The organism is Haloferax sp. KTX1 (genome assembly GCF_902410085.1).
Lineage (GTDB): Archaea > Halobacteriota > Halobacteria > Halobacteriales > Haloferacaceae > Haloferax > Haloferax massiliensis.
On sequence record NZ_CABPRH010000004.1, the window covers coordinates 246898 to 270090 of the forward strand.

Annotated in this window: 25 protein-coding genes; 10 read left to right on the forward strand and 15 right to left on the reverse strand. The window is 69.1% G+C overall.

Going from position 1 to position 23193, the window contains the following annotated elements; translation table 11 throughout:
• Positions 1–157: 157 nt before the first annotated feature.
• Together FY251_RS09345 and FY251_RS09350 are read left to right on the forward strand one after the other, a co-directional pair.
• Entirely contained in the window at positions 158–385 is a 228-nt protein-coding gene (locus FY251_RS09345; protein WP_148414457.1) for a hypothetical protein, read from the forward strand.
• A 58-nt stretch (positions 386–443) separates the two neighbouring features.
• Entirely contained in the window at positions 444–1403 is a 960-nt protein-coding gene (locus tag FY251_RS09350; RefSeq protein WP_148414458.1) for a D-2-hydroxyacid dehydrogenase, read from the forward strand.
• A 5-nt stretch (positions 1404–1408) separates the two neighbouring features.
• Here FY251_RS09350 and FY251_RS09355 read toward each other — a convergent pair whose 3' ends face one another.
• The 4 genes from FY251_RS09355 to FY251_RS09370 form a co-directional block, all read right to left on the reverse strand.
• Entirely contained in the window at positions 1409–2458 is a 1050-nt protein-coding gene (locus FY251_RS09355; RefSeq protein ID WP_148414459.1) for a D-glucuronyl C5-epimerase family protein, read from the reverse strand.
• A gap of 227 nt (positions 2459–2685) precedes the next feature.
• Positions 2686–4440, reverse strand: a complete 1755-nt coding sequence (gene ilvD / locus FY251_RS09360) for a dihydroxy-acid dehydratase (RefSeq protein ID WP_148414460.1) — start codon at positions 4438–4440, stop codon at positions 2686–2688.
• A 96-nt stretch (positions 4441–4536) separates the two neighbouring features.
• Positions 4537–5163, reverse strand: coding sequence for a molybdenum cofactor biosynthesis protein B (locus FY251_RS09365; RefSeq protein WP_148414461.1), 627 nt, complete (start codon positions 5161–5163; stop codon positions 4537–4539).
• 87 nt (positions 5164–5250) lie between these two features.
• Positions 5251–6054, reverse strand: a complete 804-nt coding sequence (locus FY251_RS09370; protein WP_148414462.1) for a winged helix-turn-helix domain-containing protein — start codon at positions 6052–6054, stop codon at positions 5251–5253.
• 234 nt (positions 6055–6288) lie between these two features.
• Between FY251_RS09370 and FY251_RS09375 the strand changes: the two genes are divergently transcribed.
• The 6 genes from FY251_RS09375 to FY251_RS09400 all read left to right on the forward strand — a co-directional run bounded on the left by FY251_RS09375 (position 6289) and on the right by FY251_RS09400 (position 11464).
• Positions 6289–7329 (forward strand): zinc-binding dehydrogenase, encoded by a 1041-nt coding sequence (locus FY251_RS09375; protein WP_148414463.1) that lies wholly within the window; start codon positions 6289–6291, stop codon positions 7327–7329.
• Positions 7319–7639 carry a hypothetical protein gene (locus FY251_RS09380; RefSeq protein ID WP_148414464.1) on the forward strand — a complete coding sequence of 107 codons (321 nt, stop codon included), beginning with the start codon at positions 7319–7321 and terminating at the stop codon, positions 7637–7639. The genes FY251_RS09375 and FY251_RS09380 overlap by 11 nt, the downstream gene beginning before the upstream one ends.
• 216 nt (positions 7640–7855) lie before the next feature.
• Complete coding sequence (locus FY251_RS09385; protein ID WP_148414465.1) at positions 7856–8254, forward strand: DUF5802 family protein; 399 nt, start codon at positions 7856–7858, stop codon at positions 8252–8254.
• Positions 8255–8341: 87 nt separating this feature from the next.
• Positions 8342–9274 carry a Vms1/Ankzf1 family peptidyl-tRNA hydrolase gene (locus FY251_RS09390; protein ID WP_148414466.1) on the forward strand — a complete coding sequence of 311 codons (933 nt, stop codon included), beginning with the start codon at positions 8342–8344 and terminating at the stop codon, positions 9272–9274.
• Between the two features lie 126 nt (positions 9275–9400).
• Complete coding sequence (locus FY251_RS09395) at positions 9401–10426, forward strand: DUF1611 domain-containing protein (RefSeq protein ID WP_148414467.1); 1026 nt, start codon at positions 9401–9403, stop codon at positions 10424–10426.
• On the forward strand, positions 10427–11464 hold the full coding sequence (locus FY251_RS09400; protein ID WP_148414468.1) for a dipeptide epimerase: 1038 nt from the start codon (positions 10427–10429) through the stop codon (positions 11462–11464). It begins immediately after the preceding gene.
• Between the two features lie 52 nt (positions 11465–11516).
• Here FY251_RS09400 and FY251_RS09405 read toward each other — a convergent pair whose 3' ends face one another.
• Both FY251_RS09405 and FY251_RS09410 read right to left on the reverse strand, forming a co-directional pair.
• Positions 11517–12602, reverse strand: a complete 1086-nt coding sequence (locus FY251_RS09405) for a hypothetical protein (RefSeq protein WP_148414469.1) — start codon at positions 12600–12602, stop codon at positions 11517–11519.
• Between the two features lie 55 nt (positions 12603–12657).
• On the reverse strand, positions 12658–13494 hold the full coding sequence (locus tag FY251_RS09410) for a PspA/IM30 family protein (protein WP_148414470.1): 837 nt from the start codon (positions 13492–13494) through the stop codon (positions 12658–12660).
• A 54-nt stretch (positions 13495–13548) separates the two neighbouring features.
• On the opposite strand from FY251_RS09410, the gene FY251_RS09415 reads away from it, so the two are divergent.
• Together FY251_RS09415 and FY251_RS09420 are read left to right on the forward strand one after the other, a co-directional pair.
• Positions 13549–14196 carry a dienelactone hydrolase family protein gene (locus FY251_RS09415; RefSeq protein WP_148414471.1) on the forward strand — a complete coding sequence of 216 codons (648 nt, stop codon included), beginning with the start codon at positions 13549–13551 and terminating at the stop codon, positions 14194–14196.
• Between the two features lie 122 nt (positions 14197–14318).
• Positions 14319–15404 (forward strand): hypothetical protein, encoded by a 1086-nt coding sequence (locus FY251_RS09420; protein WP_148414472.1) that lies wholly within the window; start codon positions 14319–14321, stop codon positions 15402–15404.
• Positions 15405–15458: 54 nt separating this feature from the next.
• Here FY251_RS09420 and FY251_RS09425 read toward each other — a convergent pair whose 3' ends face one another.
• The 9 genes from FY251_RS09425 to pyrG form a co-directional block, all read right to left on the reverse strand.
• Positions 15459–15788, reverse strand: coding sequence for a transcription factor S (locus FY251_RS09425; protein ID WP_004042747.1), 330 nt, complete (start codon positions 15786–15788; stop codon positions 15459–15461).
• Positions 15789–15835: 47 nt separating this feature from the next.
• On the reverse strand, positions 15836–16384 hold the full coding sequence (locus FY251_RS09430) for a hypothetical protein (RefSeq protein ID WP_148414473.1): 549 nt from the start codon (positions 16382–16384) through the stop codon (positions 15836–15838).
• Positions 16385–16399: 15 nt separating this feature from the next.
• A complete protein-coding gene (locus FY251_RS09435) occupies positions 16400–17293 on the reverse strand; it encodes a hypothetical protein (protein ID WP_148414474.1) in 894 nt (297 codons plus the stop codon).
• Positions 17294–17374: 81 nt separating this feature from the next.
• Positions 17375–18211, reverse strand: a complete 837-nt coding sequence (locus FY251_RS09440; protein WP_148414475.1) for an HTR-like protein — start codon at positions 18209–18211, stop codon at positions 17375–17377.
• A gap of 92 nt (positions 18212–18303) precedes the next feature.
• A complete protein-coding gene (locus tag FY251_RS09445) occupies positions 18304–19266 on the reverse strand; it encodes a beta-ribofuranosylaminobenzene 5'-phosphate synthase family protein (RefSeq protein WP_148414476.1) in 963 nt (320 codons plus the stop codon).
• Between the two features lie 111 nt (positions 19267–19377).
• Positions 19378–20106: a DUF4397 domain-containing protein gene (locus FY251_RS09450; RefSeq protein WP_148414524.1), complete on the reverse strand. Its 729-nt coding sequence runs from the start codon at positions 20104–20106 to the stop codon at positions 19378–19380.
• A 124-nt stretch (positions 20107–20230) separates the two neighbouring features.
• Positions 20231–20551: an NAD-binding protein gene (locus FY251_RS09455; protein WP_004969520.1), complete on the reverse strand. Its 321-nt coding sequence runs from the start codon at positions 20549–20551 to the stop codon at positions 20231–20233.
• On the reverse strand, positions 20548–21465 hold the full coding sequence (gene guaA, locus FY251_RS09460; protein ID WP_148414477.1) for a glutamine-hydrolyzing GMP synthase: 918 nt from the start codon (positions 21463–21465) through the stop codon (positions 20548–20550). The genes FY251_RS09455 and guaA overlap by 4 nt, the downstream gene beginning before the upstream one ends.
• Entirely contained in the window at positions 21465–23114 is a 1650-nt protein-coding gene (pyrG, locus tag FY251_RS09465) for a glutamine hydrolyzing CTP synthase (RefSeq protein WP_148414478.1), read from the reverse strand. The genes guaA and pyrG overlap by 1 nt, the downstream gene beginning before the upstream one ends.
• Positions 23115–23193: the final 79 nt, after the last annotated feature.

Consider the following 23193-nt stretch of genomic DNA (forward strand, 5'->3'; position numbering starts at 1 on the left):
TGATGCGGGACTCCTCGCTCAATTTCGAGATTCGATAATTTTCTTTTCGTTAGAGACCGATTACGGCGCTCTATTTTCCTCGATAACACCAACTGAATACAGTAGTTGATAACCAGAGACGGGGGTTTATAGCGGAGACCGCGGTAGCTCCGAGTCAATGACCGCAGACGAGTTGGACGAACCGAGAGAGCCCGTCGTGTTCCGCGACGAGACGGGCGACCTGGTCTTCGTCGACGGCGGCCCCGCCCCACAGGGGTACGCACCCGTAGCGTGGAAACTCGGCGAAGACGGCTCCCGGTTCGTCATCGACCCGACGGTCGACGCGGTCGCGGTCACCCGGACGATTTCGAAACGTCGCCCGCGCCGGCGCGACCCCATCGAGTGAGCGGTCCTCCCCCGCCCGAATCGGACAGATTCATCACCGCCTTCGAGAATCATCGGGCATGTCCGACCCAGACATCGCGGTGCTTCGGCAGAAGATTCACGGCCTGTCTGCCGAGGCGTACGCCGAAACGCTCCGCGAGCGCCTCCCCGACCGCGAGGTCGCCCTCGCGACGACGCCCGAAGCGGAGCGAGACCTCCTCTCCCGCGCCCGCGTCGCGACCGGCTTCGACGTGGACGAAGCGGACCTCGACGCCGCCGAGAACCTCGACCTGTTCGCCTGCGTGTTCGCCGGCACGGGCCACCTCCCCACCGAGGCGTTCGAGGCGCGCGACGTGGCCGTCACCAACGCCTCGGGCGTCCACGGCCCGAACATCGCCGAGCAGGTCCTCGGGAGCCTCCTCTACTTCGCCCGCCGCTTCCACGTCGCGGAACGCCAGCAAGACGCCGCCGTCTGGCAGTCGTACCAGACGGTCGAACTGCAGGGCTCGACGGTCGCCGTCGTCGGCCTCGGCGCGCTCGGCGAGGCAATCGTGGACCGACTCGACCCGTTCGGCGTCGAGACCGTCGGCGTGCGCTACTCGCCGGCAAAGGGCGGCCCGACCGACGAGGTCGTCGGCCTCGACGACGAACAGGGCCTCCACGACGCCTTCGCCCGCGCCGACTACGTCGTCATCGCGTGTCCGCTGACGGACGCCACCCGCGGCCTCGTCGACGCCGACGCGTTCGCGTCGATGGCACCCGATACCGTGCTCGTCAACGTCGGCCGCGGCCCGGTCGTCGACACCGACGCGCTCGTCTCCCAACTCCGGAGCAACGGCATCCGCGGGGCGGCCCTCGACGTGACCGACCCCGAACCGCTCCCGTCGGACCACCCGCTGTGGGACTTCGAGAACGTCCTCATCACGCCCCACAACGCCGGTCACACCCCGAAGTACTGGGAGCGCATGGCCGACATCATCGCCGAGAACCTCGACAGACTGGACGCCGGCGACGGCGACCTGCGGAACCGCGTGGTCTAAGCGCTCTAATCCGCGCGCTCTCCGCCGGCGTGTTTCCACTCGCTCGGCGGCGTTTCGTACCCGTTCGATTCGGCGGAGTCCGACTCGAACCGGCGCTCCATCGTTCGGAAGTAGTCGTCTCCGGTGAGATGATAGAGCACGCCTATCTGGTGGGTGTGGACCGCGTGATAGGTCTCGTTGCCGCGGTAGCCCGCCTCCTTGTCGAGGCCGTACCAACTGACTTCGCCGGGCACTCGGTACTCGCTGAGGTGGTCGTACACCGTCGTTATCGCGGCGTTCAGGAGCCGCTCGACCCAGTCCGGTTCGTCGAAGACGAGCCAGTATTCGTAGAGGCCCCACAGTCCGACGAGAAAGCCGTTGAGGACGTGCGTCGGCGGGTCTGCGGGGTACTCCTCGATCCAGTAGTAGCCGTCGTCGACCATCACGGTCCACGGACCGTCGGTCGCTCGGGGGATGCGCCCGAAGCTCTCGGCGACGGCGTCCGCAATCCACTTGTGCCGGACGTCGCCGGTGTGTTCGTACAGGCGGACGTACGCCGAGAGCGCCGTCCCCTGCGCCATCCCCGAGTACCACGGCGGCTCCATCTCGGCGCTCGACCCGCCTTTCGGCATCGTGTACGGGAAGTACGGCACGCCCTCGACCCGCGTCGCGTTGTCCAACGCGGCCTCGCCGATGGACATCGCCTTCGACAGAAACGGGTCGGCCCCGCGTTCACGGTAGCAGTGTGTCAGCCGCATCATCGCGCGGAAGGTGCGAATCGGCATCTGTCCGGTCTCGCCGTCGATGGTCGCGGTCTGTACCTCCTCGATTCCCGAGACGTCGCCGGGGTCGTAGAGACAGCGCGGCGCTTCGCGGCGACCGAGGATGAACTGCGGGCGGTGTTCGAACGACGTTCGGCGCAGGTCGAACGAGCGCCGCGTCGCTTCGACGTCGAACCGAGCGCCGTCACGCTGGGCTCTCGATACTTCGGTCCCCAGTGGGTCGCCCCGGCCGACGCACCCCGAACTGCCGGCGACGAGGGCCGCGACGAACGACCGTCGAGTGGGCGCGTCCATCTACGGGTGAACTCGCGTGTGGTCGTCGGCGACGGTTCGACCGTCGTCGGTACGGGTGTGGACGCGTGCGCTGGGGCGGTGCCGCTTCGCGGGGCGGGGCGACGTCACGGACGCCCCGCGGAGAGGTAACTCGGGGACGCGATTCATGTGAACCCGATTGCATCACGGGCGGTAATGAGTGTTGTCACATCGAACGAGCGGTGGACCCCGGGCGAAGGGAAGGCCCCTTATTCGTCGCGCGTGAGCGCCGGGTTCGTCACCGCGCCGTTCGCGGCGGAGCCGAAGTCGCGGGCGTACTTCGCCAGCACGCCGGAGGTGTACGCCGGCGGCTTGGGTTCCCAGTCCTCTTTCCGCGCTTCGAGTTCCTCGTCTGTGAGGTCCACGGAGAGTTCGCGGTTCGGGATGTCGACGGTCACCTCGTCGCCGTCTTCGAGGAGGCCGATGGGGCCGCCCTCGGCCGCCTCGGGGGCGACGTGGCCGACCATCGGGCCGCGCGTCGCGCCGGAGAACCGACCGTCGGTGAGAAGCGCCACGTCGTCCTCGTGGCCCTGGCCGACGACGGCGGCGGTGACGCCGAGCATCTCGCGCATCCCGGGGCCGCCGCGGGGGCCCTCGTTGCGGATGGCGAGCACGTCGCCCTCCTCGATGTGGCCCTCCTGCACGTAGCGCATCGCGTCCTCCTCGTTCTCGAAGACGCGGGCGGGGCCGGTGTGGTGGAAGGCGTCGTCGCCGGTCACCTTCAGGACCGCGCCGTCGGGCGCGAGGTTGCCGGTGAGAATCTTGATTGCGCCCTCGTCCTGATACGGCTCGTCGACCGCGTAGAGGAAGTCCGCTTCGAGGTCGTCGTCGTCCGGGAGGTCGAGGTGGTCGAGCTCCTCGGCGATGGTGCGACCGGTGACGGTCATCGCGTCGCCGTGGAACAGGCCGGCCTCGACGAGGCGGCGGATGACGACCGGGATGCCGCCGATTTCGTGGAGGTCGTTCATGACGCGCGTGCCGCCGGGCTGGAGGTTGGCGATTTTCGGCGTGCGCCGGGAGATCTCGTTGAACTCCTCGATATCGAGGTCGACGCCGGCCTCGGCGGCCAGCGCGAGCAGGTGGAGCACGGCGTTTGTCGAGCCGCCGGTGGCGACCTGCAGGGTGATGGCGTTCTCGAAGGACTTCTTCGTGAGGATGTCGGAGGGGCGGCGGTCGTTTTCGACGCAGTCGAGGACGACCTCGCCGGCGCGGCGGGCGTTCTCGTAGCGCTCGTCGGACTCGGCGGGCGCGGAGGCGGAGCCGAGGGGGGCCATCCCGAGCGCCTCGGAGATGGAGGCCATCGTGTTGGCGGTGAACATCCCGCCGCAGGAGCCCGCGCCGGGGCAGGCGTGGCGTTCGAGGTCGTCGAGTTCGTCTGCGCTCATGTCGCCTTCGGCGTAGGTGCCGACGCCCTCGAAGACGTTCTGGACGGTCACCTCGCGGCCCTCGTGCTGGCCGGGCATGATGGAGCCGCCGTAGAGGAACACCGACGGGAGGTCGGTTCGGATTGCGGCCATCATCATCCCGGGGAGGTTCTTGTCGCAGCCGGCGACGGTGACGAGCGCGTCCATGCGCTCGCCGAAGGAGACGAGTTCGACGGAGTCGGCGATGACCTCGCGGGAGATGAGGGAGGCCTTCATGCCCTCCGTCCCCATGGAGATGGCGTCGGAGATGGTGACGGTCCCGAACTCGATGGGCATCCCGCCCGCGGCGTCGATGCCCTCGATGGCGGCGTCGGCGACGTCGTCGAGGTGGACGTTACACGGGGTGATGTCGGCGGCGGGGTTCGGCACGCCGACCATCGGCGACGAGAAGTCCTCGTCGTCGAAGCCCATGGCGCGGAACATCGCACGGTGCGGGGCCTTGTCTGGACCCTCAGTGACCTCCGTGCTGCGGAGGCTCGGGTCCTTGCCGCTGGAGAACACGTCGTCCGGGTCCTCCTCGCGGGGGGACTGCTGGCTCATACCTCATCGGAGCGCGTGCGCGAACTTAAATGGCCGCGACTGGGCAGACGTTGCAGTCGGATTCGCCCGCCGACCCTCGGTTTTGGGGGCGTTTTCCTACTCCGCGTCGCGCCGCGCCAGTCCGGTGAGATGCGGCGCTTCCGGGACGATTATCTCCGCGGTCCCGAGTCGGGCGGCGTTCTCGCTCCCCGGCAGACAGAACGTCGGCATCCCGTCGACGATACCCGCGGTCGCGCGGGTGCCGACGACCTTGGTCCCGATCTCGTCGTACGAGAGCCGCCGGAACAGCTCGCCGAACCCCGGAAGCGTCTTTCCGAACAGCTGCGCCGTCGCCTCGACGGTGCGGTCGTCGGGCGTGACGCCCGTCCCGCCGGTCGTGACCGTCACGTCGACGTCGCCGCGGTCGGCCATCCGCGAGACCGCGGTCTGAATCTCGTCGTAGTCGTCGTCGACGACCCGGCGGACCGACACCGAGTGGCCCGCCTCGTGGAGCAGTTCGGCTATCGCGTCGCCCGCGGGGTCGTCGTCGACGTCGCGGGTCGACGAAATCGTCAGCACCGCCGCTTCGAGGTCGGCGACGTCGTGGTGGTGGTGGTCGTGGTGATGGTCGTCGCCCCCGTGGTCGTGGTCGTCGTGGCCGTGGTGGTGACCGCCGTCGCCGTCGTCGCGTCGATGGCCGTCGTCTCCGGCTCCGTGTCGCTCACCGTGGTCGTGGTCGCTCACGGCCGCGGCTTCGTCGGCGTGCGATAAAGTTCCCGCGTCGTCTCGGCGCTCGCGGCGGCCGGACGACTCGCCGGCGACCGGTGGGGTTCACTCGCCCTCCGGAGCCCCGTCGAGTGAGTCGAGCGTCAGGCGTTCGGCGCGTTCGCGGAGCGTTTCGAACTGCTCTGTGGCCCACTCGACGGCGGCTTCGGTGTCGTTGCGCGCGACCCCGCCGACGCCGGTGTCGGTGTAGACGACGACGCCCGCCTCCGCTTCGGTCGCCCAGAGGCCGAATCGGAACGGGACTTCGCCCCGGTAGAGCGTCACCGACTCGTGTCGGAGCTGTTCGATGATGACCTCGCGCGAGTCCGGGGCGGCGGCGAGTCGGTCGAACAGCTCGTCGGCGATAAGCATCTCGACGACCGTCCCGCCGTCGGTGGCGGTCTCGTAGAAGGGCCGAAGCTGACCGACGAGCGCGACCGGGGCGATCCCGTAGACCCGTTCCGCGTTCTCGACGCTCGAAAACAGCTCCCGAATCGCGCTGTCCGGGATGTCCGGGGCCGAGGTGTGAACCGTCGCGCCCGTCAGGAACGCCGGGTCGAGCGGCGCGTCGTTCGGGAGCATCGAAAGGAGGTCCCGAGCCGACTGGATGCCGCCGAGCGAGTCGAGACACTCGTCGTACGCGCCGAGCGCACACCGGCCGACGCAGGTCAGCCGATACCGGCCCTCGGCGCGCTCGGCGAGGCCGGCGTCGAGCAGTTCGCGGACGACGCGGTCGACCGTCGAACGCGAGGTGCCGAGGTCGTCGGCCAGCCCGCGCTTGTCTCGCGGTCGCTCCGCGAGCGCCCGGACGAACGACGACCGCCTCACGAGGAGGCGCGAAAGCTGTGCTGATGTTTCGTCTCCGTTCACGTGCCTGATATTCCTTCGAACGGAGCCGAACGCCCGTCGACTCCGCCTGTTGGGCCGCCGATAGCTATCGGCGAGCGCGACTGCCGAACTTCACTGTGTTGGGAACGGTGTGCCCCATATATCTTCGCACCGATAGGATTTGAATCCATAGGGGTACGTCGAGTGTCGAACAAGAGGAAAGACAATTGGCGTAAACCCACACTTTAGTTCCTGCCCATCCTCGGTCGGGTCGAGATGAAAGCGGTCCAATTCACGGAACACGGCGACCGAGACGTCCTCGAATACGGCGACTTCCCGGACCCGGAAGTCGGTCCCGACGAGGTCCTCGTCGACGTGAAGGCGGCCTCGCTCAACCACCTCGACATCTGGACGCGGCGGGGGCTTCCGGGCGTCGAGTTGGAGATGCCGCACATCCCCGGCAGCGACATGGCCGGCGTCGTCACCGAGGTCGGCGAGCGCGTGAGCCGGTTCGAGGCGGGCGACCGCGTCGCGCTCATCGCGGGCGTCGCCGGCGGCGGCGACGAGTTCTCCCGGAAGGGCGACCCGACGCTCGCGCCGGACTTCCACATCATCGGCGAGCACGTCCGCGGCGTCCACGCCGAGTTCGCGGCGATTCCCGAGGAGAACCTCGTGCCCGTCCCCGAGGGCGTGCCGTGGGAGGTCGCCGGCTCCGCGTCGCTCGTCTTCCAGACCGCGTGGCGGATGCTCGTCGACCGCGGCGAACTCCGCCCCGGCGAGAAGGCGCTCGTCCTCGGCGCGTCCGGCGGCGTCGGCCACGCGGCCGTCCAAATCGCCGACTACGCGGGCGCGGAAGTGTACGCGACCGCCTCCACCGACGAGAAACTGGAGTACGCGAAAGAGTGCGGCGCGGACCACGTCATCAACTACGAGGAAGACGACTTCTCGAAGGAGATTAACGCGCTCACCGACGGCCGCGGCGTCGACATGGTCGTCGACCACATCGGCGAGGCGACCTACAAGCAGTCGCTCAAGAGCCTCGTCAAGGGCGGCCGCGTCGTCACCTGCGGGGCGACCACCGGCCCCGACCCGGGCGCGGGCCTCAACTACATCTTCTGGAACCAGCTCTCGGTCATCGGCTCGACGATGGCGACGCCCGGCGAGGCCGACGAGGTGCTCGACCTCGTCTGGGACGGCACCTTCGAACCCCGCATCCGCGAGACGCTCCCGATGAGCGAAATCGACCGCGCGCACGAACTCATCGAGGAGCGACAGGGCTTTGGCAAGGTGGTCGTAATCCCCGATAGTGAGCTCTGACACCACGGCTCGGGACGACGCGACCGCCGAGTCCGACACCTACGTCCACCGGCCGGACGGCGTCCCGGTCGGCGGCGGTAGCTCGGAGCCGGAAGCGACCGGCTTCGGGAGCCGCGGCTGGGTGCTCGTCGGCGTCGTCGCGCTCTGTTTCCTCGTCATCCCCGGCGCGGTGTACCTCGTGCCGTCGCTGCCGGCGATGGCCGGGCTGCCGTATCTCGCGGCCATGCTGGCCCTGCCGATGCTCCCGGCGCTCGCGCTCGGCCTCGTCGCCGTCTGGTCGATGACCGCGGCGACCCGCGGCGACGACTAAAGCGCCCGTAACCGTCCACTGCGACCAGTCGAAACCGCTCCCTCGAAGCGAGCGAGACGCGCGCCCGTTTTCACGACCGATTCTCCCCCGCCCGAGCCGCGCTCTCGGCTGCCGGTGCCGCACCCGGCCGCCGGCTCTCAGCGGTGGAATTGCGTGCCGATATAAATGGTTCCGACAAGGCTTATCCCGTTTCATGGTTGACATTCACACGCACAGATGTTCGAACGGTTCTCCAGCAGTTACTTCCTCGGCCGCTTGTACGTCGAGCCGTACGACGGGACCGAGGCGGCGATTCACCGAACGGAACACGAGCGACTCAACGAGTGCGTCTACACGGACGGCCGCGGCGTCGAGCGAGTCGACTACCCGCTCGTGATGAAACTCGACACGGCCCACTTCCCGGTCGTCGGCGACGACGGCGTGCCCTCGGGAACGCTCGCGCTTCCCCGAGGCGCCGTGGACGCCGACGCGCTTCCGGACGACAGACCGGTGCTTCTCGCCGACGCCCCGCGGGCCGCCGAGTTGCTCCGGTACGCCGGCTACGACCCCGACGACTTCGTACCCGGCGGACCCGACGGCTCCGGTCCCGACCGACCCGACGACAGGCTGGCCTGAGGCCCGACCGCCGTCGCGGCGAGCGGGTTCCCGCGCCGTCCGCCTCGCGTCCGAACGCTCAAGTGGTCGGCCCGCACGCGTCCGTGTATGCTGGACGAGTTGTTGGGCCGAGCCGAACTCAAAGAACGCATCGCCGAGTTGGAAGACGAACGCGACGCGTTAGCCGGGCGTCTGGAGGGCGAGTCCGAGCGCCGGAAGGAGGCGGCCCGCGCGCGGCAGGAGGCCGAGAAGGAGGTCAATCGCCTCGAAGACCGCATCACCGAGCTCGAAGACCGCGTGGAACGCCTCTCGGGCGACGACGACTCCCTCGACTTCCGCGGGACCGAGGACCTTCGGGGCGACCGCCTCCGCGAGGTACTGTCCCGCCTCGATTCGTTTTCGACCGACGCGGAGGGCGCGCTCACCGCGGCCGTCTCCGACGACCGCTCGCTCCCCGCGGCCGCCGAGTCAGCCTTCGGCGACCGCGCCCCGCTCGTCCGCCGGGCCGCGCCCTGCGTCGCGCTCACCGACGACGCCGGACTGGTGAGCGTCGCGCTCTCGCCGCCCCGCCAGCCCGACGGCTTCGACACGTGGAGCGACGGCTTCGACCTCGACCCGGCGTGGTTCCACCCGACCGAGACCACCGCCGTCGCGCTCGTCCGCGGCGACCTGTTCGCGCTCGGTCGCTACGAGGACGGCGACCTCGAATTCGTCGAGGGCTTCGAGAGCGACGTGAAGTCCGCCCACTCGAAAGGCGGGTTCTCGCAGGCGCGCTTCGAGCGCATCCGCGAGGGCCAAATCGACGACCACCTCGACCGCTGTCGCGAGGCGCTCGACGAGTTCCTCGGCGGCGGTTCCGGCGCGGGCGCGGAAGCCGCCGGCGACGACGCAGACCTCGTCGTCCTCGGCGAGCGAACCGTCCTCGGCGAGTTCCGCGACCGGGCCGCGCTGACCGCGACCGTCGACGCCAGCGGCGACCCCGAAGCGGCGCTCGCCGAGGCCTCCAGAGAGTTCTGGACGACGCGGCTGTACCGACTCTGAGCCGGCGGCGACGCCGCGGATGTGCTCCCGAGACGCACCGGAGATTCGCAGACGACTCGGCGGCGCGACCCGGCAGTCGCCGCCGAATCGTCCCACCTTTTAGGGCGGCACGTAGTGACACTCTGTATGAGCGACCCACACCGAGTCGTCGTCCTCGCACACGAGAAGTTCCCCGACCGCGCGAAGACCGCCACGGGCGTCCTGAAGTACGCCGACTACGACGTGGTGGCCGTCCTCGACCGCGACAACCCCGGCACCTCCGCCGCCGACCACCGCCGCGACCTCCCCGACGTGCCCGTCGTCGCCTCGATGGCCGACGCGCCCGACGCCGACGCCCTCCTCGTCGGCATCTCGCCCATCGGCGGCGCGTTCGACGAGACGTGGCGCGACGACGTTCGCACCGCCCTCGAACGCGGCTGCGACCTCATCTCCGGCCTCCACTACTTCCTCACCGAAGACGAGGAGTTCGCCCGCCTCGCCGACGAACACGGCTGCGACATCAACGACGTCCGCAAGCCCCGCGACGACCTCGGCGTCGCGCAGGGGAAGTCCGCCGACGTCGACGCCGAAGTCGTCCTCACCGTCGGCACCGACTGCTCGGTCGGCAAGATGACCGCGACGCTCGAACTCGTCGAGGCCGCCCGCGAGCGCGGCATCGACGCGGGCTTCATCCCGACCGGCCAGACCGGCATCATGATCGCCGGCTGGGGCAACCCCATAGACCGCGTCGTCAGCGACTTCACCGCCGGCGCGGTCGAGGAGATGATTCTGGAGAAGGGCGACGAGCACGACGTGCTGTTCGTCGAGGGCCAGGGTAGCATCGTCCACCCGGCGTACTCCGCGGTCACCTGCGGCATCCTCCACGGGTCGATGGCGGACAAACTCGTCCTCTGTCACGAGGCCACCCGCGAGGCGATTCATGGCTACGAGGAGTTCGCCCTCCCCGAGCTCTCCGAGTACGTCTCGCTGTACGAGAACCTCGCCGACCCGGTCCACGAGGCCGACGTGGTCGCCGGGATGCTCAACACCTCCCACGTCGACGACGACGTGGAGGCCGCTGAGGCCGTCGACGCCTTCGCCGACGAACTCGGCGTCCCCGCGGTCGACCCCGTCCGCTTCGGCGCGGCCGACCTCGTCGACGAGGTGTTCTAGATGCTCGCGACCGAGTTCGAGCGCGTCTCGATGTCGCTCGCCGAGCCGTTCGGCATCGCCCGCGGCGTCCAGACCGACGCCGAGAACGTCGTCGTCCGCGTCGAGGACGAAGGCGGCATGACGGGCGTCGGCGCGGCCGCCCCGTCGTCGCACTACGGCGAGACCGCCGACACCGTCGAGGCCGTCCTTCCGGACCTGCTGTCCGTGGTCGAGGAGGTCGGCGACGCCCACGCCATCGACCGCATCGAGCGCGAGCTGGCCGAGACGGTCCGCCGCAACCCGGCCGCCCGAACCGCCGTGAGCATCGCGCTGCACGACCTCGCGGCCAAGCGCCTCGGCGTCCCGCTGTACCGCCTCTGGGGGCTCGACCCCTCGCGGACGCCCACCTCGTCGTACACCGTCGGTCTCGACGACCTCGACACGATGCGCGAGAAAACCAGAGAGGCCTATGAGGCCGGTTACGACGTGCTCAAGGTCAAACTCGGCACCGACCGCGACCGCGCCATCATCGAGGCCGTCCGCGACGAGGCCCCCGGCGCGACCGTCCGGGTCGACGCAAACGAGGCGTGGACCCCCCGCGAGGCCGTCGAGATGACCGAGTTCCTCGCCGACCACGGCGTCGAGTTCGTCGAACAGCCGGTCCCCGCCGAGGACCGCGAGGGCCTGAAGTTCGTCTACGACCGCGGCGCGCTCCCCATCGCGGCCGACGAGTCCTGCGTCACGGCCGACGACGTCCCGCACATCGCCGACCGGGTCGATATCGCGAACCTCAAGCTGATGAAGTGCGGCGGCCTCACCGAGGCGAAACGCGCCATCCACGTCGCCCGCGCCCACGGGCTGGAGGTTATGCTCGGCTGTATGATAGAGACGAACGCCGCCATCGCGGCGGGCTGTCACCTCGCGCCGCTCCTCGACTACGCCGACCTCGACGGCTCGCTCCTCCTCGCCGACGACCCCTACGAGGGCGTTCCGATGCCGAACGGCGGCATCGACCTCGACGCGCTCGACCGGCCCGGAACCGGCGCGGTCGAACGCTGAGGCGACCGACCGAGCGCGAAGGCGGTCCGACCGCGGCGTTCCACCGTGCGATTCACTCCCAGTCTAAGTCGTCTTCTCGCGTCTCGGAGCGCAGGACGAACGGGCCGATAGAGAGCGTCCGCTTGGCCACCGTGGCGATTCGGAGGACGTACGACCCGAGGACCGCGAAGGGCGTCAACGAGACGACGGTGATGAGCGCCACGACCCACAGGAGGTTGGCGACGCCGAGGGAGACACCGGGGACGCTCCCCGGGTTGTCGAGAAAGAGGACGGCGCAGAGGCTCGCCACGAGCGCCGGGATGGCGGTGTAGAACATCGCCCGCGAGAGGTCGACGAGCTCCCACCGGAAGTACAGCGTCTTGATGTGCTCGCGGGCGGGGCCGAATCGCTCCAGCGAGTCGACGAGGTCGGCGAGAGCGCGTTGCGTCTCGTCGGAGAGTTCGTCGCCCCCGGACTCCATGAGGCGTCGGGCCTGGTAAATCTTCCACGAGTAGTTGAGGTCGAGCGCCGCCGACAGCACCTCGAACGTCCCGAACTGCCGGCCGTCGAGCCTCTCGGCGACGCCGTCGGCGTTCTGTGCGACCTCGTCCGCGAACTCGCTGACGCGCGTCTGTGCGTCGTCGTTCGACACGTCGGCCTCCTCGGCCGAGTTCCCGTCGGTGGACGCGTCCACGGCGTCGGAGACGGCTCTGGCGCGGTTGCCGATACCGGAGGCGAGCGCCCGGAGGAACGCCGACGGCTCGGGCGGGGCCACCGGCGCGTCGAGCAGTTCTGCCACGTCGTCTCGGAACTCCAGTGCGCCCTCCATCCGGTCGCGCTGGTCGCCGAGCGGCCCGAGTTCGCGCGAGAGGACGAGTTGGTTGATGGTGACGACGAGCGTGACGCCCGTGACGATGGCCGTGAGGAGCCCCTGTCCGAGCGTCTCGACGGGGTCTTTGGAGGAGACGGACTCGGCGAGGGGGTTGGGGTCGAGAACGCCGAATCCGACGATACTGACGAACAGGAGGGCGAGCGGGATGGTGGCGACGAGTCGTCGGTCCGCACGCAGATAGAGGTAGAGTTTCAGGCGGCTCGCCCGCCCGCGTTCCCTCATCGTGTCGCTCGGCTCACCCGACGACCCACCGCTCTCGTTCCGCATGCGACTCGGTTCGGCGTCGACGCGGAAGGATGTGGCGGCCGGCGACGGTGGCGGCCTACGACGACGACGAAGACGACTCCTCTTCGTTCTTCAGCTCTTCGAGTTCGGCTTCGACCTCCTCGTCGGCCACGTCGGTCTCGACGTCCACGTCGGCGTCGGCCGCGCTCTCGCTTTCGGCGTCCGACGACCCGGACGACTTGCCCATCTCGGCTTTGAGCGTCTCCAGTTCGGTGTCGACCTCGGCGCTCGTGCGACCGGCTTCGAGCTCGCGCTCGATGGAGTCCTTGTCCGACAGCGCGTCGTCGAGCGCACCGGAGTCCACGAGTTCGTCCATCGCGGCCGAGCGGGCCTCCATCTCGTCGGTCTGCTCCTCGGCGCGTTCGAGCGCGCGCCCCACGTCGGCCATCTCGTCGCCGACGCCGGTCATCGCCTCGGAGACGCGGCTCGACGCCTCGGCGGCCTCGTAGCGGGCCTTCATCGTCTCCTTTTTCGTGCGGAACTCCTCGATGCGGCTCTGGAGTTCGTCCTTCTTGTTGACGAGTTGGTCCTGCGTCTCCTGCAGGCTGGCGATCTGCGTCTCCAACTCCTCGATTTGGCTCATCTTGGCCTGCTTCTTTTCGAGCGCCTTGCGCGCGAGGTCCTCGCGGTCCTGCTGGACCGCCTCGCGGGCCTGGTCGTTGTGCTTTTCGATGTTCTCTTCGAGGCGGCGCTTCTGTATCTCCAGTCGCTTCTTCTGGGTGGTCAGGTCGGCGATGCCCTGTTTGACCTGCTGTAGCTCGTCGCGCATCTTCTCGTAGGAGTAGTCGAGCGTCTCCGTCGGGTCCTCCGCACGGTTGAGGAGGGCGTTTATCTTCGACCGGATGACGTACGACGTGCGAGAGAGAATTCCCATACCCAATTACTACGCGACGTTCGGCTTAAAACCTCACCAGCGCAACCTGTCTCTATGACCGAGACGATTCTCGTCCCCGGGGGGCGCGACGTGCGGGCGACCCTCGACCGCGCCCGCGGGGACGCCAGCGACGACGCGGACGACACCGACGACCCGGCGGGCCAAGGCGATGCGGTCGTCGTCGCCTGTCCGCCCCATCCGCAACACCAAGGCCACCGCGGCGACGCCCGTCTCGTCGCCGTCAGCGACGCGCTCGCCGCCCGCGGCGTCGACTGTCTCCGCTTCGATTACGGCCCGTGGGACGACGGCTACGGCGAGCGCGCCGACACCCTCCGGGCGGTCGAGTGGGCCGCGGAACGCTACGACCGCGTGGGCCTGTTCGGCTTCTCGTTCGGCGGCGCGATGGCGCTTCTCGCGGCCGCCGAGGGCGCGGCCGTCGACGCCGTCTCCGCGCTCGGCCCCGCCGCGCGACTCGCCGCCGGCCTCGACGCGGCCGACGCCTTCGACCGCATCCCCGTCCCCGTGCAGGTCGTCTACGGCACCCGCGACGACGTCGCCGACTGGGAACCCGTCGTCGAGCGCGCCCGCGAGTACCACCAACCCGTCGTCGAGTTCGCGGCCGACCACTTCTTCATCGGCCAAGAGGAGAAGGTCGCGGCCGCCGTCGCCGACTTCCTCCTCGCGAACCTCGGCGTCGAGTGAGAGCGGAGACGAGCGACGGGGTCGCCGCCGACGCTACCGGCCCGCGCCGAAAGGACGCGAGACGCACCGACCGCAACCGTTCGACCGAACGACATTTTTGACTCGGCTCCGAAACCGGGCGTATGGTCCCCCGAAAGCGACTCGCCGCCGTCGTCGCCCTCCTCCTCGTCGGCGTCGCGTTGAGCCAGTCGTTCGCCGTCGCAACCTCCACTTCGTCGCTCGAATCGACGTACGAAGCCGACCCGGTGACCGCCGACTCGCCCCCCGGCCTCGTCGCCCACTACGACCCCGACGTGGTCAACCTCGACGAGACGGTGAACCGGACGCCGCAACTCCGCGAACCGGTCGCCACCGCCGCCCGCACCGGCCGGTACGACGGCGACATCGAACCCGAGGCGTACATGACCCTCTCGGACGTGAGCGAAGACGCCGAGTTCGCCGCTTACGACGGCCGGTACTATCGGTTCTCGCTGAACGTCTCGGGCGACCCGGTCCGCGCGACCATCGAACTCGACCCGACCGACTGGGAGACCGTTTCCGCCGCGGTTTCGACGCCCGCCGCGAACGCCAGCGCCGACGTCCGCGAGGCCATCGACGGCGGCACCGTCACCAACAGTACGTTCGTCATGCCGGGGCTCTACGAGCGCGACGACGCGCACTACCTCGTCCACCCGGCGAACGAGGGCGAGATTCTGGGGAGCTTCCTCGCCATCATCGGCGGGTTCCTGTTCAACCCCATCGGCTGGGCGTACACCGTCGTCGGCCTCGGCCTCCTCGGCGCGCTCCGGAGTCGCCGCCGCGCCCGCCCGCTGGACCGCAGAACCGCCCTACTGGTCGTCCCCGGCACGCTCGTCGCCATGTGGCTGGCGACGACGCTCACCAACACGGGGTCGCTCGGCATGCGCTACGTCCTCGTTCCCGGCATCGGCGTCGTGGCCGCCTTCGGCCTGTTCGCCGGCTTCTGCATCCGCCGCGGGTCGTGGAAGTCGCTCGTCGGCTGGAGCGTCGCGCTCGTCGCGGTCGTCGTCGCGGCCGACGCCGCCGCAATCGGCCTCGTCGGCACGATTTTCGGCGCGCTCGGCCTCGTCGTCGGCTGGTTCGGGAGCCTGTTGTTGGTTCCCTACGGCTACGCGCTCGCGAGCGATTCGGAGGACGAGCGTGAGGACGGTCCGGGGGCGGTGACGGCCGCGGAGTTGGGTGAGGGGTGATTCGGCTCTCGGGACTTGGTGCGTGAGCGTAGAGAAAGAAGAGCAGTCAGTCTCTCAGTTGTACTCCCGCCACCGATACCCGCATTCCTGACATTTAAAGAACCGCGTCGGCGGTTCGTCGGCAGAGCCGGTCTGCTTGATGGTGTACCACGCTTTCGTGTGGCCGCAGTCGTCGCAGTGAACGTCCTTCGCGGTGGGCTTGCCCTCGAACTCCGCGCCCTCTTCGGTCTCGATGAGTTCGTCGCCCGACTGCGCCTCGGTGGAGACGAACTCCGCCGCGAGCTCCTCGTCGCGCTCGGCGGTCCCCCCGCAGTCGTCGTTCGTGCAGGTCATCGCGCCGTTCTGGCTCACCATCATCGAACCGCACTCGTCGCAGAACTGCATACCCGCCGGTAGCGGACCGAGGGCAAAGAAGCTGTCACTCCGCGGCGTCAGTCGTCTCGCTCGACCATCGGGCAGTTCCGCACCCGGAAGCGGTCGCTGTCTTCGAGTTCGACGATGGTCGTTCCCTCGTGGTGGCACGCGAGTTCCGGGGGCTCGCCGAAGTGCTCGCAGCGCTGGCAGAACTCGGTTTTGGGGACGACGTGGTCCGAAACGCTCTCGGTGGCGTCGACCGGGGTGGCCTCAGCACCGACGCCGACGCCCTCAGCTTCCACGTCGTCGCCGCCTTCGACGAGCGAGGTCCACACGTCGTCGCGGTCGAGTTCGCCGACCTCGACCGACTCGAAGAGTTCGGTCACATCGTCGCGCTGGTCGGTGACGCGCGAGCGGTTGCGGCGCTCGGCCACGCGCCCCGCGAGGTCCGAAAGCGGGGCCGAATCGGCGTCGCCGTTGCGTCCGCCGCGGTCCGCTTCCGGGGTGTTCTCGGCGTCGGACGCGCCGTCCGTCGAGTCGTCGCGCTCGGGTCGGTCACCGCGGTCACCGAAGGTATACGGGCTGTCTCTCGCCGCGTCGTCCGTGGGGTCGTTGTCGTCGGGCATCGTCTTCGTGGGCTCTCAGTCGTCGCCGTGTTCGCTCCCCGCCGCGGCACCGGCACCCCGCTGGGTCGACTCCTCCTCCCGGGCGGCGGGGGGCTGGTCGCGCTCGTCGGGGATGGCCTCGTCGAGCAGGTCTTCGATCTCGTCGGTCGCGCCGGACGAGTCGGCCGCCTCCAGCGCGGGGAGCCGGCCGGTGTGGAGCGTCGCCGACCCGAAGAACCCGGGCGACGACGACAGGTCACGGAAGGGAGTCCGACACGACGGACAGCGAGGCTCGGCGAGCAGGTCGAGGTGGACGGTCGCGTCGCACTCCTCGCATCGCGCTTTCTTCTCGCCGGCCGCGTTCGCCGAACGGAGGAGTTCGGCGAGCGCCGTCCGTTCGAGGTCGGCGGCTTCGAGGTCCGCCGCCCGCCCGCGGAGGTCGAGGAGCGTCCGCGCGACCGTCCGGAGGTTCTCGTCGAGCGTCGTCGTCGTCTCGTCGAGGTAGCTGAGAATCTCCTCGAAGTTCTCGAAGCCGGCGTCGAGTCGGTCGTCGAGGTCGGCCACGCGGTTTCGAACCGCGTGCACGTCGTCGGCCAGCCGGTCGAGTTCGCCGTCCAACTCGGGGTGCGCGTGGTCGCGCGGCGCTTTCTCGTCGGCCTCGCGTTTGACCTGGACGACGCGCGTCCGCACGTCGGCTAGCTTCTCGTCCAGTTCGCCTTCGAGTTCCACGACGCGTTCTTCGACGCCGTCGAGCCGGCCCGGGACCGCGTCCGCGTCGTCGAGCGATTCGCCCGCGTCGCTCACGGCGAGCCTGTAGGTCCCGAGCGCCCGCGCGAGCACCGTCTCCGGGTCGACGCCCTCCTCGTCGGCGCGCGCCTCGACCCACGTGCGGAGGTCGTCTGGGAGCGACGCCCCGTCTTCCCCTTGCATCTTCGTGCCAGTTTGTCCGCGTGGCCTTAAGAACTATCCCCGAGTCCGACGCGCCGTCGCACGACTGCCGAGTCGGTTCGCTCAGCGAATCTTCCGCACGTCGCTCACGTCGAGGCCGCTCTCGTTGATCTCGGTCTCGAACTGCACGATGTTCTCGCTCTCCAGTCGGGCGAGTACGCCGCGGAACTCCTGGACGACCATCGTCCGCGCGCGCTTCGACCCGCCGGACTCCCACTCGAAAAGCAGCGTCCCGCCGGTCGCGCCCTTGAGGACGCCGAGCTCGGTCTTCGAGAGCGCCTCGGTGCTCGCGAGCACGAGGATGAGCCCGCCCCACTGGTAGGAGGCCTTCTCCAGCCCCTTGATGACCATCGCGATGTCCGACCACGTCACCTCGTCGGACTGGCTGGCCACGAGGTCGGTCAGGGAGTCGATGAGGACGAGGTTGCCGGCGGCGTGTTCGCTCAGGGTGCTTCCCAGCGCGCCCAACACGGAGTCGCGGTTGTGTCGGTGTCCGAGGTCCTCTAACTTCGTCGGCTGGCCGAGGTACCACTCGCGCGGAATCGGGCTGAGCTGGAAGTACTCCGGCGAGAGGTCGTGGAACTCGATGTGTTCGACCGCGGACTCGACGACCTCGTCGTCCATCGTGTAGCCCATCTCGCGGCGCAGGTACTCCTCGCCGGCGGTAAAGGAGACGTAGTGGATTTCCGGCGGCGGCGTCGCGGTGTCCGCGAGCGAGCCGTAGTGGAGGTCGAACAGCTCTTCGTCGGTGTGCGAGAGGGCGTTCATCGTCGCGCTCGTGTAGAGGAACTCCCGAGCGCCCGCGCCGGACTCCCCCGCGAGGAGCACGACGTTCCCCGGGGGTGCGCCGCCGCCGATGATGCTGTCGAGGCGGGGGACGCCGAAGGGGATTTGAGACATACCGCATCCGACTCGGCCGCGTCGGTTAGGCGTTTCGGGGAGCGCGACCCGAATGCCGCCGCCCGACGACCGCCTGTCGCATCGCGCCCGACTCACTCGACGCGCGCGCCGCGGTTCCGCCCGCGGGCGACGGAGACGGTGCCGTCGATATCGGCGTCGGCAAGCGCCGCCCGGCCCGCTTCGACCGCTTCGTCGACGTGGTCGGCGTCGGTCACGCCGTAGACGCACGGCCCCCACGACGACTGGCCCGCGCCGTAGACGACGGGCGACTCCGACAGCGACGAGACGAGCGCGCCGACCGGCGGCCGGTAGACGCCGCCCTGCTCGTCGGCGTACCACGTCCCGTTGAGCCGGCCGACGGACTCGACGGCCTCGCCGAAGCGCTCGGCGGACCCCTCGGCGAGCGCCGGGAGGAGCCGGCGCGTGACGATACCGGCGATTCGGTCGCCGGTCTGCGCGTCCGCGCGCTCGACGACGGAGCGCATGCTCGACTCCTCGGCCGCGCCGTTGCGACCGGGGTCCGCGTCGGGGACGACGAGCAGGAACCGCCAGCGGTCGGGTATCTCGTGTCGGGCGGCGACCGCCGGCACCGACCACGAGCCGTCCTCCGGGCGGTCGGTGGTGAAGCGCGCGGTCGGGTGGCCCGCGTCGAGGACGGCCCCGCCGGCTTCGAACGTGGCGACCCCGACGCCGGAGCGGCCGCCGCGACCCATCTCGGGGGCGAGGCGGCGCACGTCGGCCTCGCGGTCGGTGGCGGCCGCGACCGCCCGCAACACCGCGAGCGCGAGCTGCGTCCCGCTCCCGAGGCCGGCGTGTCGCGGCAGGGAGCGCTCGACCGACACGTCGACGCCCTCGACGCCGAGGAGTTCGACCGCGCGCTCGGCGTACTCGCGGGCTGCGGGATGCCGACACCGAACGTCGGCCCCGGGCTCGGCGGCGACGACCACCCGCGGCTCGTCGAGCGCGACGCCGACGCCGCCGTAGAGCCGGTCGCGGGCGAGGCTCAGATTGAGGAAGCCGAAGTGGATGCGCGCGCCGGTCGAGACCCGAACCATGTCACCGGCTATCGGCGGGGACGCCAAAAGGGGGTTTCGACCATGGCAACGCGGGCCGGAGTCACCCGTCGCCGTCGGTCGGGTTTGGTTCTCTCGGCGGGTGGTCTCGACTCAGTTCACGCGACAGACATCCGCGTTGGTCGGCGGGTCGCGGGCGGGCGAGACGGCGTCGACGACGGGGAGGACGCTGAAGCCGGGCGACCCGCCGGTGGCAAAGCCGATTGCGAACACCGAGAGGGTCCGGCCGCCGGCGATGGCCGTTCCGGGGAGGTCGAGCACGACCGTCCCGTCCGACGAGAGGACGACCTGCAGGTCGTACGTCCCGGCGGTGACCGTCTCGTAGTCCGAGACGTCGCCGAACGCCAGCCCCGAAAACAGCGTCGGGCCCTCTTTGACGACGATGTCTACTTCGGGCGCGTCGGGCGAGAAGTGCGCAACGCGGACGCTGGCTTTCCCGTACGGGGCCGGGCGGTTCGTGTCCGTGAGTACGACGGCCGCAATGTCGTCGAGCACGTTCGTCGCCGCGACGGTGTAATCGCGGTTGCGACGGAGCGTGACCTCGGTGTCGATGACGACCCTCGAGGCGTCGCCCGCGGGCGTGACCTCGACCTGATACGTCCCCGCCGGGACGGTGAAGTAGTCGGAGAGGACGCCGAACGGGACGCCCTGCAGGCCGGGGAACGGGTCGCCGTTCACGTACACGTCTACGGGGGGCGCGTCGGGCGAGAAGTGGCCGACTCGGAACCGCGCGTCACCCGCGGCGACGCCGCCGGGGCGTGCCGCCGCGGTGGTCGCGCCGCCTGCGAGCAGGAGACCGGTCGCGCCGAGGCTCTTCAGCATCGTTCGTCGGGAGAAGGACGACATCTGCGACCGTCATGAAGGACCGTGGTGGTATCAATATTTGCACAACTAAAATATTGAAAGAATATCTGCGTATCGAGACGGTCGGGGTTTCCTGACCGTCTCAGACGAGCTCTTCGGCGACCACGTCGACCGCGAGCAGGTTCGGGTCGATTGCGAGGTCTGCCTGTCCCTTGGCGAACTCCGGAAGGGTGTCGTAGGCGTAGGTCACGACGCGCACGTCTGGGTTCAGCTCTTTCGCCACCGCGATGGCCGTCGCGTCGTCCATGTCGGTGAGCACGAGCAGGTCGGCGTCCTCGATGCCGGCCTCGCCGAGCGAGTCGGCGGAGGCGATACCGGTGACGCGGACGACCGTCGCGCCCTCGTCTTCTAACGCTTCTCCGAGTCCGTCGGGGTCCGCCCCCGCGACGACTGCCGTCGTCATTCGTACTCGATGGTCGCCGGCGGTTTGTGGGTCACGTCGTAGACGACGCGGGCGACGTTCTCGTTCGTCCCGGTGATGCGCGACTGGATGCGCTGGAGGGTGTCCCACGGCAGTTCCTGCGCGCGGGCGGTCATGCCGTCGCGCGACTCCACGGAGCGCACGGAGACGATCCAGCCGTGGACGCGGTTGTCACCCTTGACGCCGGTGCCCTTGCCGATGACGGCGGCGAACGCCTGCCACGGGTCGTGCTTTTCGGTCTCGTCTTCGACGACGTGACACGCGTCGCGGGCGACCTGCACCTTCTCGGGCGTGACTTCGCCGAGGACGCGGACCGCGAGGCCCGGCCCCGGGAACGGCATCCGCTCGGCGATGATGGATTCGAGGCCGAGCGCGCGGGCGACCTCGCGGACCTCGTCCTTGTAGAGGTCGCGGACGGGTTCGACGATGCCCTCGAAGTCCACCACGTCCGGCAGTCCGCCGACGTTGTGGTGGGACTTGATGTTGCCCTCGGACTCGATGCGGTCGGGGTAGATGGTCCCCTGCACGAGGTACTGGGCGTCGGTCTCCTTGGCCTCGCGCTCGAACTCGCGGATGAACTGCTCGCCGATGACCTTGCGCTTTTCCTCGGGGTCGACGACGCCTTCGAGGGCGTCGAAGAATCGGTCGCGGGCGTCGACGACGCGGAGGCTCTCCATGAAGGAGAAGGTGTCCGCAATCTGCTCGGTTTCGCCTTTGCGCATCAGGCCGGTGTCGACGTAGACCGGGGTGAGTTGCTCGCCGACGGCCTCGTAGGCGAGCGTCGCGGCGACGGAGGAGTCTACCCCGCCCGAGAGGGCGATGATGGCGTGTTCGTCGCCGATTTGGTCGCGAATCGATGCGGTCGCGTCTTCGATGAATTCGTCTACGTGTACCATTATGCTGTCACCTCTTCGTTGCCGAGTTCGCGCGCGTCGAGCTCGCCGAGGACCGCGCGGAGGAAGCCGAGGAACGGCGGGCTCGCGCGGTCGGGTCGGGAGCGGAACTCGGGGTGGAACTGCGTCCCGAAGAAGAACGGGTGGTCGGTCAGTTCGAGAATCTCCATGCGGTTTTCGGCGCGGCCGGAGAAGCGGAGCCCCTCGGATTCGAGTTCGTCGATGAGTTCGGGGTTCACCTCGTAGCGGTGGCGGTGGCGCTCCGTGCAGGTGGTGTCGCCGTACACCGCCTCCGCGAGCGTGCCGGCGTCGATGTCGGTGTCGTGCGCGCCGAGGCGCATCGTGCCGCCCATCTCGTCGACCTCGTACTGCTCGGGCAGGAGGTCGATGACCGGGTAGGGCGTGTCGGGGTCCAGTTCGGCCGAGTGGGCCTCGTCGTGGCCGAGGACGTTCCGGGCCTGCTCGACGACGGCCATCTGGAAGCCCAGACAGAGACCGAGGAAGGGGACGTCGTTCTCTCGGGCGTAGCGGATGGCCTCGATTTTGCCCCCGGTTCCGCGGGAGCCGAAGCCGCCGGGGACGACGACGCCGTCGGCGTCCTTCAGGCGCTCTTCGTGCTTGTCGAGCATCTCGTCGGAGTCGACCCAGAGGATGTTCACGTCGACGCCGCACTCGATGCCCGCGTGCTTGAGCGCCTCGTGGATGGACATGTAGGCGTCTTCGAGGGCGTACTTGCCGACGAGCGCGATGTCGACCGAGCCGGTTCGGTCGGCCGTGACGAGCTCGCGCCAGCGGTTGTCGCGTTCCACTTTGGGAAGCGCCTCGTCGGCGATGCCGAGGCGCTCCATGACGTACTCGTCGAGGCCCTCCTCTTCGACCATCAGCGGGACGTGGTAGATGTCCGGCACGTCGGGGTTGGAGAACACGGCGGCGTCCGGCACGTCGCAGAACTGCGCGATTTTGGTCTTCGTCGCCGGTTCGAGCTTGTCGTCGGCACGGCCGACGAGGATGTCGGGCTGGAGGCCGATGCTCCGAAGCTCCTTGACGGAGTGCTGGGTGGGCTTCGTCTTCTGCTCGCCGTTCTTCGAGTAGGGGACGAGCGTGACGTGGGTAAAGAGCACGTCGCCTTCCTCCTCCTCGGAGGCGAACTGGCGGAGCGATTCGAGGAACGGCATCGACTCGATGTCGCCGACGGTGCCGCCGACCTCGACGAGACACACGTCGGTGCCCTCGGCCGCCTCGCGGATGCGCCGTTTGATGTCCTCGGTGACGTGCGGGATGATCTGGACCGTCTTCCCGAGGTAGTCGCCGTCGCGCTCCTTCTGGATGACGTGCTGGTAGGTCTTGCCCGTCGTGATGTTGTGGTCGGCGGTCATGTCGACGCCGAGGAACCGCTCGTAGTTCCCGAGGTCGAGGTCGACTTCCGCGCCGTCTTTCAGGACGTACACCTCCCCGTGCTCGTAGGGGTTCATGGTCCCGGCGTCGACGTTCAGGTACGGGTCTATCTTGACCGCGGTGACGTCGAACCCGGCGTTCTTCAGGAGTCGGCCGGTGCTCGCGGCCGTGATACCCTTCCCGAGGCCGGACATGACACCCCCGGTTACGAAAATGAACTTGCGCCCCATCTCTGGGTCGTATTCGTCCGTCGGCATACTGACCGTGTGCGAGCGTACTTCAAAACCATTTCGGAGGGAACATCGTGTGCCAGAGCACCGCACGCTCCCGAATCCG